Below are 14,078 nucleotides of genomic sequence, written 5' to 3'. Positions count from 1 at the left end.
TTCACAAGGCCGGGCGACCGATTCCCCTTCGGCCCGCCGGGCCGTGCGATCCCGATCTCGCCCGAGTCTGCGACACAAGGGCGACCCTGGGGCATGGACTTCGCCGTGGTTCCGGTGGAGTGCCACATCTTGGAGTCAGGCAAACACGCCAAGCCCACCAAGACCAGGACCGAGACCAGGCCGACGCAGTTCAGCAGTGACGGAAAAGTCGAGTCCGACACACAGACGGTTACGGTAACTGACTAATGTCGGTCCTCATCCTTGCCGGCGATGAGGACGACGAAGCAGTCAGGGTCTCCTATGCCTTGACCCAAAAAGGGGTCCATGTGTGGTGGTTTGACACGTCATGGTTTCCTGCCCGTGCCAGCATCGAGGCGGAGATAACGGGGGATGGATGGCAAGGTGTCATCAACACTCCCGATGCGTCCATTGAGTTGAACGCGGTCTCCGCCGTCTATTATCGTCACTCCCAGCCTTTCAGCTTCCCCTCGAAGCTGAGTGAGCAGGAGCTCAGATTCGCCACCGTGGAGGCCCGCTTCGGCATCGGAGGGCTGCTTTCCTCCCTTCCTGCATATTGGGCTTCCCATCCGTCGGCGGTCGCCGACGCCGAATACCGCATTGTGCAAATGGCGTCCGCGGTCCGCGCCGGGTTACACGTCCCCGCCTCCCTGATCACCAACGATCCCGTCTCCGCACGGCGATTCGTGGATAACCAGGATCATGGGGCCGTCTATAAGGCGATCATGCACAAGATCGTCAGTGAGGAGGGAAGAATCAAACTGATCTACACATCAACCGTCGACGCCGTCACGGTGGATGACCGAGTCCGAGTCACTCCGCACCTGTTCCAGAGCAACGTGCCCAAGGTCTTCGACACCCGTGTCGTGGTGACCGGTCATGGTGTGTGCCTGGGAGTGGCGATTCGCACGGTCGATCCGGTGGCCCGCCAAGACTGGCGCACCCACTACGACCGTTTGACCTACGATGTCGTGGATGTCCCCCAGCATGTGGTGGACGGCTGCCTGCGGTGCCTGGCCGATCTCGGCGTCCAGATAGGCGTGTTCGACTTCTCCGTCGACCGGGCGGGCGACTGGTGGTTCCTGGAGGTCAATCCGAGCGGGGCGTGGGCGTGGCTCGCGGAGGCGACCGGCCTGCCGATCGCGGAGGCGGTCGCGGATCTGCTCGTGGCGGGTGGTGGCGGATGACGACGACGTGGCGGGACCTCGCGCGCGAGCTCGCCGACGCCCTCTCCGCGGCGGGCGCGCTCCCCCCGGCCTGGCGGCAGGCGTTCGTCACCGTGCCCCGCCACGTGTTCATACCGTCGTTCTACCTCCGGCCCGGCGACGAGGGCGACGACCCCCGCCGCGGCCGGCATTTCACCCCGGGGGTCCCCGACTACCTGCCGACCGTCTACTCCGACGACACCCTGGTCACGCAGCACATCGAGTGCGGCGGCTGGCCGTGGGCGACCAGCTCCAGCACCCGCCCCTCCCTCATGCTGCGCATCCTCGACGAGCTCGACGTCGTGGACGGCGTTTCCGTGCTGGAGATCGGCACAGGCACCGGCTACAACGCCGCGCTCCTCAGCGAGCGGCTCGGCGACCACCTCGTCACCTCCGTCGACATCGATCCTGATCTGGTGGAGCTCGCCGGTCTGCGCCTGAAGGAGCTGGGTTACCGCCCCGCGCTCGCCGTCCGTGACGGTCGCGAAGGCCATCCCAGGCGGGCGCCGTACGACCGGTTGGTCGCGACCGTCGCCTTCGAGCAGATTCCGGGGCAGTGGGTGCGCCAAGTCCGGATCGGCGGGGTGATCGTGGCCGATCTGCGTCCCGCCGGCGCGTCGTTCGCCGGCGCCCTCACCCGGCTGACCGTGACCGGTGAGGGTGTCGCCTCGGGACCCCTGCTGGCCTGCCCGTTCGGCTTCATGCCGGCGCGGAGCGAAGCGTCGCTGCCGGGTGTGCCCACGGGCGCGGCGATGGACAGGAGCGACGTGCGCCGCCGCGAGAGCGCCCTGCCCGGCGAGGCGTTGCTGGTGCCCGGTCTCGCGCTGGTCACATGGCAGCGGCTGCCGGGCCTCGTGGTCTATCCGGGAGCCGAGAGTGTCACCCTGGTCGCGGATGACTCCTCTTGGGCGGAGATGCCGCTGAAGAAGGCGACCGAGGTGACCCTGGGCGGTCCACGGGATGTGTGGGCGATCGTGGAGGACGCCCACACCTGGTGGGAGTCGCACGGCAGGCCGGACGTGGGGGAGTTCGGGCTGTCCGTTACCCCCGAGCGCCAGTGGTTGTGGCTGGAGACCCCCGACATCCCCCTGATCACGCCCCGATAGCCGTACGGCACACGCCCCCGTGGCGGCGTGCCGTACGCTCACCCTCCTTACTCCCAGCGGAAGAGTTTGGTGGCGAGCACTCCGCAGATCACCACTGCCGCGGCCATGATGGCCACGTTGTGGATCTGCGGTGCCTGCCCGAGCCAGGTGGTGTGCAGCGCCTCGGCGAAGGGGCCGACCACGAAGACATCGCCGATCACCTGCAGGGCGCCGGGCATGTTCTCGCGGGGCAGCCACATGCCGGCCACGAAGAGCATGGGGAACATCGCCACTCCGCCGAACGCCTGCGCCACCTTGCTGCTGTTGATGACGGCGGCGAGCACCAGGCCGATGCTGAGCATCGCACCGGTGCCGAGGGCGAACACCAGCAGGAAGCCCGGCAGATGCCTCGGCGGGGACGCATCGTGTACGAGCCCGCCGACCACGATCAGTATGACTGTCGCGGCCACGCAGATGGCGACGTTGATCATCAGGATCGCGTAGAGCAGGCGGGCAGGGGACGCCGGGGTGGTGGACATACGGCGCAGCACGCCTTGTTCCCGATAGGTCACGAGGGCCCCCGGCAGGATGGTGACGGCCATGGTGACGACGGCGAGGAAGACCATCATGGACGGCAGGTAGCCGTCCATGGCCCGTATGCCGCCGCGGTTGGGGTCCGGCTCGTTGATTCCCGGGATGATGCCGAGCCCTATCAGCAGCATCAGCGGCAGGAAGATCGGAAAGAACAGTGCCAGCGGCTCGCGCAGGTAAAGCCGGGCTTCGGTGACGAGGGTCTTGGTCATGACTGGGCTCCGTCGAAGGTGTGTCCGGTGAGGGCGAGGAAGGCGTCGTCGAGCGTGGCCTGCTCCACGCGGAGCGCTGCGGCGACGATGCCGTGGCCGGCAAGAGCGGTGGTGACGACATAGGGCAGGTTGCCCGTGCCGTACACCGTGATCGTGTCGCCGTCGCGCGCCACGGAGTTGACCTCGGGCAGCGCGGTGAGCAGGGCGTCGTCGGTGAGCGGGGTGGTGGGCCTGAAGGAGACGCGTTGCTCGCTCTGCACACCTGCGATCAGGCCGCTCGGGCTGTCGATCGCGATGGTCTTGCCCTTGTTGATCAGCGCGAGCCGGTCGCAGAGCCGCTCGGCCTCCTCCATGAAGTGCGTGACGAGCACGATCGTCACGCCCGAGCGCCTGATGTCCTCGATGAGCGACCACGTCTCCCGCCTGGCCTGTGGGTCGAGCCCGGTGGTCAGCTCGTCGAGTACGGCGACGCTGGGCCGGCCGACGAGGGCCAGAGCGATGGACAGGCGCTGCCGCTGGCCGCCGGAGAGTTTGCCGTAGGCGGTCTTCTGCTTGGCGGCGAGTCCGACGCGGTCGAGCAGTTCGACCCAGTCGGCGGGGTTCGGGTAGAAGGAGGCGTAAAGCTCCATAGCCTCGTGAACCCGGAGTTTGGCGGGGAGGCCGGCGCTTTGCAGCTGTACGCCGAGGATCTTGCGGAGCTGGTCCCTGTCTGTGCGCGGGTCGAAGCCCGCGACGTTGATGCGTCCCCCGTCGCGCGCCCGCAACCCGGCCAGGCATTCGACCGAGGTCGTCTTGCCTGCCCCGTTGGGGCCGAGCACGCCGAAGATCTCGCCCTCCTCGATGGTGAACGAGACGTCCTCCACGGCCACGACGTCGCGGTACTTCTTATGGAGGTTCTCCACCTCGATGATCGGCACGATCGACTCCTCTCTTGTGTCGCCTTCGACGGTAGAAAAACGTTGATTTCCGGAGAATCCAGACAGGTGTCGCGTGGGGGTGCACTTATCTCCACCCCTCACGTGGAGGTCGTGGCACTGTGGAATTTGGCACCGTGGCGCAAACTGGGCCTATGCGGACAGTCGTAGCTATTCGCCGGTTGGTCGTGCTCGCGGCCGGGGCGGCCACGCACCTCGTCGTGGTGCCGTTCATGCTGTTCGGGCTTCTGCTGAGCTTCGGCCTCGGCATGGTGTTCCTCTTCAACCCGATCGCCCTGCAGGCACGACGCCTGACCGAGCACGTCAGGCGCAGGACCACCCTGTGGTCGGGCGTCGAGCTGGCCGCGCCGTACCACCCCGCCCCGCCGCCCCCGGTCCCCGAATACAACGGCTGGTACCGCGTGGACCGCACCCTCTACAAGACCCCGCGCTACCCCGCCTGGAACATGCGCTGGAAGTGGCTGATCAACGACCCCGCGACCTGGCGCGATTTCCTGTGGATCACCCTCAACCCGCTTATCACCTTCTCCCTGCTCGCCCTGCCGCTGCTGGCCGTGGGCTACGGCCTGACCTCCGCCTGGTGGCTGGCCCCCTGGACGGCCCCCTTCGGCATCGCCGCCGCGGTGGCCGGCCTCATCGCCGTCCCATGGGTGCTGCTCCTGCACGACCGGTGGACCCGCATACTGCTTTCCGCCACACGACGCTCCGAACTCCAAGCGCGCGTGCAGAGCCTCACCCGGGCCCGGGTCAACGCGGCCGACTCACAGGCGGCCGAACTGCGCAGGATCGAACGCGACCTGCACGACGGCGCCCAGGCGCGCCTCGTCGCGATGGGCATGACACTCGGCGCGGCCGAGGAGCTGATCGAGCGCGACCCGCAGGCCGCCAAGGCGCTGCTGGTCAAGGCACGGGAGGCGTCGGCGGCCGCGTTGTCCGAACTCCGGCAGCTCGTCCGCGGTATACACCCTCCCGTGCTGGCCGAACGCGGGCTCGGCGACGCCGTACGCGCCATGGCTCTCGACACCCCGCTCAACGTCACCGTCACGGTCGACCTGCCGGAGCGCCTAGACCAGCCGGTCGAGTCGGCCGCCTACTTCGCGGTGAGCGAGCTGCTGACCAACGCCACCAAACACGGCGAAGCCCGGAACGTCACCATCGACATCAGCAAAAGCGGTGCCGCACTCCAGATCACCGTTGCCGACGACGGCAACGGCGGGGCGGACCCCTCGCGGGGCAGCGGGTTGCGGGGCATCGAGCGCCGGCTTGAACCCTTTGACGGGGTACTGGCGGTGAACAGCCCGCCCGGGGGACCCACGCTGCTCGCCATCGACCTGCCGCACGCCTTCGCCGACGCCGTGCCCGCCAAGAAGCCCATGCCCAAGTGGATGATCGCGGTGGTGACCCTCTGCTATGCGCTGGCCTGGCTCCCGCTCTTCCCTCAGGGGATTGTGGCCGCGGTCTTCAAGATCGGGCAGTTCGTCGAGAGCGACGGGGAGATCATGCGTGCCTGGTGCCTCGCTCTCTATCTGCCTGAGTTCTGGCAGTGGCCGTTTATCGCGTTCATGATCGCGCTTGGCACGATCATGTATGTGGCGGCTACTGTGCTGCCGATCTGGCATTCGAAGGAGCGATGGATGAAGGAAGCCACCGCGGGCCGGCCCCGGTTGGGATGCTGAAGCCTCGGGTGGTCATCGGAGAGGACCTCTACCTCCTCCGCGACGGCCTCGTCCACCTGCTCACCGCTCACGACTTCGACGTCGTGGCCGCCGTCGAAAGCGGCCCCGAGCTGCTCAAAGCCCTCGTGACCGAGCGGCCGGACGTGGCGGTCGTCGATGTACGGCTACCGCCCACGTTCACCGACGAGGGCCTCCAGGCCGCGCTCGCCGCCCGCCGGGCCGTGCCGGGGCTGCCGGTGCTTGTGCTCTCCCAGCATGTCGAACAGCTCTATGCCCGCGAACTCCTCGCCGACGGCACCGGGGCGATCGGTTATCTGCTCAAGGACCGGGTGTTCAACGCCGACCAGTTCATCGACGCCGTGCGGCGGGTGGCCTCCGGCGGCACCGCCATGGACCCCGAGGTCATCGCCAAGCTGCTGGCCAGCAACGCCAGGCACGAGCCCCTCGGGCGGCTCACCCCGCGCGAACGCGAGGTGCTTGAACTCATGGCCGAGGGGCGGTCCAACGCGGCCATCTCGGCACGGCTCTTCCTCAGCGACAGCGCGGTGGCCAAACACACGGCCAGCATCTTCGCCAAACTCGACCTCGCTCCGGACAACGACGACAACCGGCGCGTTCTGGCGGTGCTGGCTTATTTGAACGCCGCCCGTTCGTGAGGCGGCTCTTTCTTCACTGTCTTCCTGGAGGTCCTGCTCTTCCGATTCGTACGGCGCAGCCATCGTGTTGGCGCCGGGGCGGGGAGCTTGTGAGGGTTCGCGGCCTCCTGCTCGTTGCTCGGCCTCCTCACTCACCCCGATCCCCGGCGCGAGAGGCGATCTGTCGGTGCCACAGGTTACGGTGGCCAAGGGCCGCAGGGACGGACGAAGGGTGGGGTCCAGGTGAAGATCAGGGTGAGTCGCGAGGCGATCGCCGACGCTGTGACGTGGACCGCCAGGGTGCTTCCCAACCGGCCGGCCGCCCCCGTGCTCTCCGGCCTGCTGGTCACCGCGAGCGGTGAGTCCGACCTTTCGTTGTCCGCCTTCGACTACGACGTCTCCGCACGGGCCAGGATCGAGGCCGTCGTCGACGAGCCCGGCCAGGTGCTCATCCCCGGCCGCGTCCTCGCCGAGATCACCCGCAACCTCCCCGACGACGCCGTGGAGATCGCGACGAGCGGCAACGAGGCCCTGCTGACCTGCGCCAGCGCCGAGTTCGCCCTGCTCACCATGCCGGCGGAGGACTTCCCGACCTTGCCCGCGATGCCGAGCCGGGTCGGCACGGCGGACGGCTCCGCCTTCGCCGCTGCGGTCGGCGCGGTGGCCCCCGCCGCGAGCCGTGACGACACGCTGCCCATGCTCACCGGCATCAGGGTCGACGTCGACGGCGAGCAGATGACCATGGCGGCCACCGACCGCTATCGCATCGCCGCCAAGGATCTCCAATGGCGTCCCGCCGAAGCCGGGTTCCAGGTCGGCACCATGGTGCCCGCGCGGGTCCTGGTCGAGGTGGCCCGCTCCCTGCGCGGCGGCGAGGTCGCGCTCTCCCTCGGCGACGGTGTCGCCGGGTTCGAGAGCGGAGGCAGGGCGACGACCGTGCGCCTGCTCGACGAGCAGTTCATCGACTACCGGTCGCGGTTGTCCGGGTCGTGGTCGATCCGGGCGGATGTGCGTGTCACACCGTTCATCGAGGCGGTCAAGCGAGTGGCCCTCGTGGCCGAGCGCAACACCGCGGTCCGGCTGAGCTTCACCGCGGGGCAGGTGCTCATCCAGGCGGGTGGCGGCGACATCGGGCGCGGGGCCGAGGTGATACCGGCTGAGTTGACCGGGGACGAGATCCAGGTGGCCTTTCAGCCGCACTATCTGCTCGACGGCCTTAGCGGGGTTGACTCTGAGTTTGTGCGGCTCAACATGGAGTCACCCACGCGCCCGGTTCTGATCAGCGAGGTTCCGGGCGATGGGGCTCCGGCTTATCGCTATCTGGTCATGACGTTGCGCCTGGGTTAGGGAGTCGGCGGCTGGTGTGTCCGGCCTGGACCTCGGCCGAGTGCGCCGGATCGGGGTCAACCATGCTCTGCCGTACAGGAAGGCTGTGCCGTGTAGGAACGCTCTGCTGTACAAGAACTCTGCTGTACAAGAACGCTGTGCCATACAAGAACGGGGGCAGCGCGGCATAAGGGCTGGTGCGGGGGCTGGTGCTCGGAGCGGGGTGTCCGCTGTGGTGAGCAGCGTGGCCTTGTGGGCGGTTGGGGCTTGTCGTGCAGTCTGCCGGAGAAGCGGGTTAGACGGCCAGTTCCTGGGACTCGGTCAGGGCGATCAGGATGTGCTCCATGCAGGCGTGCCCGGCGCGTTCGGCGGCGGCGGCGTCACCTGCGGCGATGGCCCGGAAAATGGCGTCGTGAGGGATGTAGCTCTTGTTGAGCGAGGTGCCGGCGGCGGTGATGCTGGCCCGCAAGGCAGCGGAAAAGTCGTCATAAAGGTCGATCAGCACAAGGTTGTGCGTCGCGTGCACCACGGCCATGTGAAAGGCCAGGTCCGCCTCGACGAAGGCGTTGGGCTCGCCGACCTCCCAGGCGCGCTCGCGCTCGGCCAGCGCCGCCTCGATGGACCGCACATCCTCGTCGGTGCGTCTGGCCGCGGCCAGACGGGCGGCCTCGACCTCAAGGGCACGCCGCACCTCGAGGATCTCGAGCTGCTCGGCCTGGCGCAGGCGGCGCAACATCGCGCCCGACAACTCGCTGGTCGCCCTCACGTAGGTGCCGTCGCCCTGCCGGCACTCCAGGAGGCCGGCGTGCGTCAGGGCTCGCACGGCCTCGCGGACGGTGTTGCGGCCCACACCCAGTCGCTCGGCGAGCACGGTCTCCGTGGGGATCTTGGCGTTCATCTGCCAGGAGCCCGAGGTGATCTGCTCTTTGAGTTGGTCGATAACCTGGTCGACGAGGGACGCGCGCTGCGTGGTACGCAGACTCACAGTCCGCCTCCTCCGGGGAAACCAATCATCCTATGATTCAATGACTGGTAGACCCTAATTATTCCAGATCCACAACACAAATCTGGAGACCCCCGGAGGGCGGTCTGCGATCAGATTTCACAGGTCAGCGCGACACCGTGGAATCGACGGTGGTCCCCACAATGGCGGACCGCACTCCGGCCGCTTCGAGAGCCCTACGATACGCCCCTGTCTGCTTGTCGTGCGCACCGACCTGCCCGTAGAGGTCGCCCAGTTCGCGCCAGGCGCGCCCCATGCGGCGGTCGGGGTGGTGTGCTCCGGTGCCCTGGAGCGATTCAAGCAGTCGGTGAGCGGAGTTCAGGTTTGCCAGCGGGTCACCCTCGGACCTCGCGATCGACACCTGAGCGAGCACAAGGTGCGCCGCGGCGGCGACCGTGCTCGCCCCCTCGCCCGCCAGCAGGTCGAGGGCCGATCCGGCGAGACCGGCCGCAGCCTCGGGCTGCCCGCTCCGCACCTTGATGTGCGCCAGCACCACCATGCTGTCGGCCTGCTCGCGCCGTGCCTCGGGCAGCAGGGCGAACGCGTCCTTGGCGGAGTTCGCGTGCCGCTGCGCCTCGTTCAGGTGCCCGGCGGCACCGGTCTCGGCGGCGTCGGCGGCGCCGACTGCCAGGCGGGACCATTCGAGAGCGATGCGTCCCATCTTGAAGGCCATGCGGCTCGGTCTGCCGGTCGCGATCGCGTCCTCGGCGAGCTGTACGGCGAGAGCCGAGTCGTCGCCCTGTGCCGCGGCCATGCTTGACCGCCACAACGAGCGGACCTCGGCCGCGCGGTCCGGCGCCGGGTGCACGCCGTTGACGTCGAGTACCTGTCGTACGAAGGTCAGCCCCTCGGAGCCGGGGCCGCTCGCGGCCTCGGACTCGATGAGGGCGGCGGCGAGCTCGATCGCGAGTTCACCCTGAGTCAGGCCGAGTCGAGTGACGGCCTTTCTGGCGTGTGTGCCGAGGTCCTTGGCGCGCAAGGTGTCCCCGGCCCGGTGGTAGCAGCGGCAGAGGGCGATGGCCAGCGGCAGGTCCGCCACGCGCTCGGGGTGCGCGGCGGCCTCACGGCGGAGTCGTTCGAACGCTTCGACGGCGGCCCCCACCCGTCCCTGCGCCTCAAGCGCGCGTGCGCGGCCCAGCCGGGCCTGCGCCGCCAGCATGACGTTCTCCTCGCCGATGGCCTTGATGATCTCGCCGAAGCGGTCCACGGCCATGGCGGGGTCACCGTGGTGGAGCTCCAGTTCGGCGTGCCGGAGGCCCAGTTCGGTGTCGATACGCTGACGCGGCTCGATCCCGTGAAGAAGGAATTCGGTCGTACATCCGAGTCGTTCGGCCAGTAGTCGCGCGACTACCGGCGTAGGCGTACGCTTGCCCGACTCGATTAGAGAGACATAACTGTCTGACAGGTCGGGCCCGGCCAACTGCGCCTGGGACATCCGCCTGCTCAGCCGCAATCCGCGGACACGGTCACCGATGGTTCCCTGACTCGGCATCTGATCTCTCAGGGCGGGGAGTGGTCAATAGGTCTCGCCATGATTGCATATGCTGCCGAATCGGGTAACCCCACATGAAGAATCTCAGGGCGTGAACTGCCGTTCACGCCCCAAGAAACGAGGACATATCGGATCAATCATCCGAGTCGTCCCCGCCAGGGAAGAGCATCTGGCAGACCTCTAGGTACAAAGTCTCCGGGTAGGGGATGTAAGGGACAGTGGACAGAGCCTGATCTTGACCGGCGGACTCCAGCACGAACTCGCCGTAGCCCAGCAGGCGGCCCAGCAGCGAACGCTGGAAGCTCATGTCGGTCACCTTGCCGAGCGGCATCATCGCGACTTTGCGCGTGATCAGCCCGGTGGTGAGCAGCATCCGCTTAGACGTGACGACGAAGTAGTCAACCGACCACTCCGCCACCTTCCAGACAAAACGGATGAGTAGTAGTAGCCAGGCCCACCACACAATCACTAGGGCCTGGCCGCCGTTGTTGTCTCCGAACCACGTACTGAGCAGCCCGGCGATGATCAAGCCGCCGAGAACCTCGCCAACCGGGCGTAGAAGCACGGCGGGGTGCCGCCGTACCATGATCACCTGATGTTCGTGGGGGAGCAGGTAGCGGTTTACCGAGGCCGGGGCCGAATCCCCGTGGGTCACAAGTCTCATGTCAACCTTGCAAAGAAAGAAGCCAGCGAATCAGCGGCAGTCACTACTTGATCCACAGCGCCTCTGATCACCTCCGCAGCGTCGGTGGGTCGAGTGAGCAGGTAGAACGCCGTGAAGGCGATTCCCGCGTAGATGGCTACCTTCTTGACCTGCACAGCTGCCTCCCATGGCAACTCACCCACTAGTAATCATTACCCAAGCCCACGGCCCGGTAAAGCGCGTTGGAAGCGCGTAGCTCTAGTGGTTGTGATGACCTGCTGAACGTCCTGACGTGATGTGCCTCACCCGCGTTCGCTCGCGACGAGGGCGAGGACATGAAGGTGCTTACGTGCTATCCGTTCGACGAGGTCGGGATGGGCGGAGCCCGTGACCTCCAGTGCGCCGTAATGCGCCGCTTCGACACAGCGAGTCACGGTCGTAGCGGAGTGCACTCCGGCGAACTCCTCTTGGAGCCGAGCCTCGACCTCCGCATATGGGCTCGTGCCGGAACCCGCGGCCCGGCTCACACCGTGCCCCGGCTGCCGGGTCGATCAATTAGCACGCACATGGTTCTCCCTGGTGTGTGCCCGCGGCCGGCGACGACCCGGGACACAGAAGAGATGCCTTCCGTCACGCCACGTACCCATTCAACTGCGCAGAGTAACGATTGGTGGCGTTTCCTGGGAGAGAGAAGAGAAAGGTCAAACGATGGGAGGCTTCAGCGGTCGTGCCGCAACCGGCTGAGGTCAGGCCACGCCGTACAGTCTGTCGCCCGCGTCGCCGAGGCCGGGCACGATGTAGCCCGCGTCGTTCAGCCGCTCGTCGAGCGACGCCGTCACCACGCGCAGCGGCCTTCCGGTGCCGTCGAAGACCCGCTCCATGTGCGCGATGCCCTCCGGCGCGGCGAGCAGGCACAACGCCGTGACGTCCTCGGCGCCCCGCTCGAACAGCAGGCTCACCGCCGCGGCGAGCGTGCCGCCCGTCGCCAGCATCGGGTCGAGGACGTAGCACTGCCGCCCGGAAAGGTCCTCGGGCAGGCGGGTGGCGTAGGTCTCCGCTTTAAGAGTGCCCTCGTCGCGGATCATCCCGAGAAATCCCACCTCGGCCGTCGGGAGCAGCCGCATCATGCCGTCGAGCATGCCGAGCCCGGCGCGTAGGATCGGCACCACCAGCGGAGCCGGGCGCGACAGGCGCACACCCTCGGCGGAGGTCACCGGCGTCTCCACCGTCACCGGCGAGACCCGTACGTCGCGCGTCGCCTCATAGGCGAGCAGCGTCACGAGCTCGTCGGCGAGGCGGCGGAAGGTCGGTGAGTCCGTACGCACATCGCGCAGAGTGGTCAGTTTGTGCGCGACGAGCGGGTGGTCCACGACGAGGGTCTGCATAAGGTTCTCCACCTGGTTCCAACGATCGGTAAAACAGTACGCGACCTGGACAAACTGCTTGTAGCGATGTGTGGTCCCAATGCCTCGGCGCGATGTGGAACTTGACACAGTGGACAGAGGTTTCGGGGTGGGAATCTGGTGATGTGCCAGGTACGCGCGTCGGGACGTACTCGGATTTGATCACAATTTGGTGGGTGCTGCCTCACTCCGCGTGTGACGTCTGGGACCATTGAAGACCGTGGAGGTCAGGTCGGTGGGGTGAAATGACAGACGAAGATGGGCTCGACTTCGCCATCGTGGTCTACCGGGAGGACGACCACTGGGAAGCCGACATGCTCCCGACCGCGCTCACGACCGACTTCGAGGGCCTTGTGCACGCCCTCCGCCAGCAGCCGAGCATGAGTGGCGCGATTGGCCTGGTCGCCGTGGGGGATGAGTTCTTCGTGGCGTTGCGAGTGCGTGGTGAGAGAGTGAGCGTGTTTCTCTCCGACATCGCCGCGTCGTGGGACTGGCCGCTTGCCCAGCAGGTGCTCGAATACCTCGATGTGCCGATCCCCGACGAGGACGAACTCCTGGAGATCCTCGGAGACGAGGACACCCCGCTGCCCGCGGGCGACCTGTCGATCTTCGCCGACCTCGGGCTCGACGAGATGGAACTCGGCTTCCTCTCCGGTGACGTCGAGCTCCACCCGGAGGACGTGCTGTCCAGCATCGCCGCGCGGCTCGGCTTCTCCGAGCCATTCGAACGTGCCATCGACTCGCTCTTCGGCTGACCCGAGGGAGTCCGCCCATGCCATCCCGACCCGCGACCAGCGTGTTCTCCGCCGCCTTCGTCCGCACCGCGGAGGGGTGGGCCGGCGCGGAGGTCGACCTCAGCGAGGTTGAGATCGCCGACGATCTCGGCGACGCCGTACAAGAGCATTTGGGCCTCGACGGCGACGAGCTCGCCATCCTCTGCGTCGAAGCCGAAGACGAGTGGTTCGCGATCGTGAGATACGACGGCGACGAGGAACCCCGCGCCTTCCTCTCCGACGCCCAGGCCGGCCGCGGCGACGCCCTCGCCGAGCTCTTCACCGAACTCGCCGGCGCCGCCCTCAACAACGACGGCGTCGACGTCGGGGTGCACCCCGTCGGCGACTTGGACCTCCTCACCGACCTCGGCCTTAGCGCGGACGAACTCCTCGAACTCAGCATGGAAGAGGGCGTCCTGCCCGCCGACACCCTCTCCGTGATCGCCGAACGCCTCGCCTTCGCCGATCAACTCGACCGCCTACGCTGACCCCAGACCCACAGTGACCCTCGACCACACCGCAGCGATGCGCCGCGCCCTCACCGAGGCCGCCCGCGCCGCCGATCGCGGCGAGATCCCCGTCGGCGCCGTCGTCCTCAGCCCCCAAGGCGACCTCCTCGCCGCCGCCGGCAACGACCGCGAATCCACCGCCGACCCCACCGCCCACGCCGAAATCCTCGCCCTCCGCGCCGCCGCCGCCACCCTGGGCCAGTGGCGCCTCACCGGCTGCACCCTGGTCGTCACCCTCGAACCCTGCACCATGTGCGCCGGCGCCGCCGTCCTCGCCCGCGTGGCCCGCATCGTGTACGGCGCAGCCGACGAGAAGGGCGGCGCCGCAGGCTCCCTCTGGGACGTAGTCCGCGACCGCCGCCTCAACCACCGCCCCGAAGTCCTCCCCGGCCTCCTCGCCGCCGACTCGGCCGCCCTCCTCCGCACATTCTTCGCCCAACGCCGGTAACGGCCACCTCCCGGATCCGGTAGGCTCATTCGCGGTGGAGTCGCCTAGTGGCCGAGGGCGCACGCCTCGAAAGCGTGTGATGGGGCAACTCATCCGTGGGTTCAAATCCCACCTCCACCGCCAG

16 protein-coding genes and 1 tRNA gene are annotated in these 14,078 nt (G+C 67.6%); 9 read left to right on the top strand and 8 right to left on the bottom strand.

The features are described 5' to 3' along the window. Window positions 1-245 precede the first annotated feature (245 nt). Both Ssi02_RS35950 and Ssi02_RS35945 read left to right on the top strand, forming a co-directional pair. On the top strand, window positions 246-1,205 hold the full coding sequence (locus Ssi02_RS35950; RefSeq protein ID WP_204032533.1) for an MvdC/MvdD family ATP grasp protein: 960 nt from the start codon (window positions 246-248) through the stop codon (window positions 1,203-1,205). Continuing rightward, window positions 1,202-2,329, top strand: coding sequence for a methyltransferase domain-containing protein (locus tag Ssi02_RS35945; RefSeq protein ID WP_204032530.1), 1,128 nt, complete (start codon window positions 1,202-1,204; stop codon window positions 2,327-2,329). Before Ssi02_RS35950 ends, Ssi02_RS35945 begins: the two co-directional genes overlap by 4 nt. Window positions 2,330-2,376: 47 nt before the next feature. On the opposite strand, the gene Ssi02_RS35940 is transcribed toward Ssi02_RS35945, so the two are convergent. Beyond that, the gene (locus Ssi02_RS35940; protein WP_204032528.1) at window positions 2,377-3,111 is read right to left on the bottom strand and encodes an ABC transporter permease; all 735 of its coding nucleotides are present in this window, start codon (window positions 3,109-3,111) and stop codon (window positions 2,377-2,379) included. After that, a complete protein-coding gene (locus tag Ssi02_RS35935; RefSeq protein WP_204032526.1) occupies window positions 3,108-4,028 on the bottom strand; it encodes an ABC transporter ATP-binding protein in 921 nt (306 codons plus the stop codon). The genes Ssi02_RS35940 and Ssi02_RS35935 overlap by 4 nt, the downstream gene beginning before the upstream one ends. A gap of 152 nt (window positions 4,029-4,180) precedes the next feature. On the opposite strand from Ssi02_RS35935, the gene Ssi02_RS35930 reads away from it, so the two are divergent. From Ssi02_RS35930 to dnaN, 3 genes are all read left to right on the top strand, one after another. Continuing rightward, window positions 4,181-5,722 carry a sensor histidine kinase gene (locus Ssi02_RS35930; protein ID WP_204032524.1) on the top strand — a complete coding sequence of 514 codons (1,542 nt, stop codon included), beginning with the start codon at window positions 4,181-4,183 and terminating at the stop codon, window positions 5,720-5,722. Beyond that, the gene (locus Ssi02_RS35925) at window positions 5,716-6,378 is read left to right on the top strand and encodes a LuxR C-terminal-related transcriptional regulator (RefSeq protein WP_204032522.1); all 663 of its coding nucleotides are present in this window, start codon (window positions 5,716-5,718) and stop codon (window positions 6,376-6,378) included. Before Ssi02_RS35930 ends, Ssi02_RS35925 begins: the two co-directional genes overlap by 7 nt. A gap of 222 nt (window positions 6,379-6,600) precedes the next feature. Next, window positions 6,601-7,704: a DNA polymerase III subunit beta gene (gene dnaN, locus Ssi02_RS35920; RefSeq protein ID WP_204032519.1), complete on the top strand. Its 1,104-nt coding sequence runs from the start codon at window positions 6,601-6,603 to the stop codon at window positions 7,702-7,704. Between the two features lie 274 nt (window positions 7,705-7,978). On the opposite strand, the gene Ssi02_RS35915 is transcribed toward dnaN, so the two are convergent. The 6 genes from Ssi02_RS35915 to upp form a co-directional block, all read right to left on the bottom strand. After that, window positions 7,979-8,668: a FadR/GntR family transcriptional regulator gene (locus tag Ssi02_RS35915; RefSeq protein WP_204032517.1), complete on the bottom strand. Its 690-nt coding sequence runs from the start codon at window positions 8,666-8,668 to the stop codon at window positions 7,979-7,981. A gap of 124 nt (window positions 8,669-8,792) precedes the next feature. Further along, window positions 8,793-10,178, bottom strand: a complete 1,386-nt coding sequence (locus Ssi02_RS35910) for a helix-turn-helix domain-containing protein (protein WP_204032515.1) — start codon at window positions 10,176-10,178, stop codon at window positions 8,793-8,795. Window positions 10,179-10,311: 133 nt separating this feature from the next. Further along, window positions 10,312-10,842, bottom strand: coding sequence for a PH domain-containing protein (locus tag Ssi02_RS35905; RefSeq protein WP_204032513.1), 531 nt, complete (start codon window positions 10,840-10,842; stop codon window positions 10,312-10,314). Continuing rightward, complete coding sequence (locus Ssi02_RS35900; RefSeq protein WP_204032505.1) at window positions 10,839-10,997, bottom strand: hypothetical protein; 159 nt, start codon at window positions 10,995-10,997, stop codon at window positions 10,839-10,841. The genes Ssi02_RS35905 and Ssi02_RS35900 overlap by 4 nt, the downstream gene beginning before the upstream one ends. Before the next feature lie 126 nt (window positions 10,998-11,123). Beyond that, window positions 11,124-11,348 carry a hypothetical protein gene (locus Ssi02_RS35895; RefSeq protein WP_204032503.1) on the bottom strand — a complete coding sequence of 75 codons (225 nt, stop codon included), beginning with the start codon at window positions 11,346-11,348 and terminating at the stop codon, window positions 11,124-11,126. Window positions 11,349-11,567: 219 nt separating this feature from the next. Then, the gene (gene upp / locus Ssi02_RS35890; RefSeq protein ID WP_204032501.1) at window positions 11,568-12,206 is read right to left on the bottom strand and encodes a uracil phosphoribosyltransferase; all 639 of its coding nucleotides are present in this window, start codon (window positions 12,204-12,206) and stop codon (window positions 11,568-11,570) included. A gap of 263 nt (window positions 12,207-12,469) precedes the next feature. On the opposite strand from upp, the gene Ssi02_RS35885 reads away from it, so the two are divergent. The 4 genes from Ssi02_RS35885 (at window position 12,470) to Ssi02_RS35870 (ending at window position 14,077) form a co-directional block, all read left to right on the top strand. After that, window positions 12,470-12,979, top strand: coding sequence for a tRNA adenosine deaminase-associated protein (locus Ssi02_RS35885; RefSeq protein ID WP_204032499.1), 510 nt, complete (start codon window positions 12,470-12,472; stop codon window positions 12,977-12,979). Window positions 12,980-12,996: 17 nt separating this feature from the next. Next, a complete protein-coding gene (locus Ssi02_RS35880; protein WP_204032497.1) occupies window positions 12,997-13,485 on the top strand; it encodes a tRNA adenosine deaminase-associated protein in 489 nt (162 codons plus the stop codon). Between the two features lie 13 nt (window positions 13,486-13,498). Further along, window positions 13,499-13,954: a tRNA adenosine(34) deaminase TadA gene (gene tadA, locus Ssi02_RS35875; RefSeq protein WP_275410792.1), complete on the top strand. Its 456-nt coding sequence runs from the start codon at window positions 13,499-13,501 to the stop codon at window positions 13,952-13,954. A 33-nt stretch (window positions 13,955-13,987) separates the two neighbouring features. After that, window positions 13,988-14,077: transfer RNA gene (locus Ssi02_RS35870), tRNA-Ser, on the top strand. Window position 14,078: the final 1 nt, after the last annotated feature.

The organism is Sinosporangium siamense (assembly GCF_016863435.1).
GTDB classification, from domain to species: Bacteria; Actinomycetota; Actinomycetes; order Streptosporangiales; family Streptosporangiaceae; genus Sinosporangium; species Sinosporangium siamense.
This window is presented reverse-complemented; position numbering and strand designations above follow the sequence as displayed.

Bases quoted from the DNA above. Each gene is read 5' to 3' on its own strand.
- Ssi02_RS35925 (WP_204032522.1), top strand. From the start codon at position 5,716: ATGCTGAAGCCTCGGGTGGTCATCGGAGAGGACCTCTACCTCCTCCGC.
- Ssi02_RS35930 (WP_204032524.1), top strand. From the start codon at position 4,181: ATGCGGACAGTCGTAGCTATTCGCCGGTTGGTCGTGCTCGCGGCCGGG.
- upp (WP_204032501.1), bottom strand. From the start codon at position 12,206: ATGCAGACCCTCGTCGTGGACCACCCGCTCGTCGCGCACAAACTGACC.
- Ssi02_RS35945 (WP_204032530.1), top strand. From the start codon at position 1,202: ATGACGACGACGTGGCGGGACCTCGCGCGCGAGCTCGCCGACGCCCTC.
- Ssi02_RS35885 (WP_204032499.1), top strand. From the start codon at position 12,470: ATGACAGACGAAGATGGGCTCGACTTCGCCATCGTGGTCTACCGGGAG.
- Ssi02_RS35905 (WP_204032513.1), bottom strand. From the start codon at position 10,842: ATGAGACTTGTGACCCACGGGGATTCGGCCCCGGCCTCGGTAAACCGC.
- Ssi02_RS35950 (WP_204032533.1), top strand. From the start codon at position 246: ATGTCGGTCCTCATCCTTGCCGGCGATGAGGACGACGAAGCAGTCAGG.
- Ssi02_RS35880 (WP_204032497.1), top strand. From the start codon at position 12,997: ATGCCATCCCGACCCGCGACCAGCGTGTTCTCCGCCGCCTTCGTCCGC.
- Ssi02_RS35940 (WP_204032528.1), bottom strand. From the start codon at position 3,111: ATGACCAAGACCCTCGTCACCGAAGCCCGGCTTTACCTGCGCGAGCCG.
- Ssi02_RS35910 (WP_204032515.1), bottom strand. From the start codon at position 10,178: ATGCCGAGTCAGGGAACCATCGGTGACCGTGTCCGCGGATTGCGGCTG.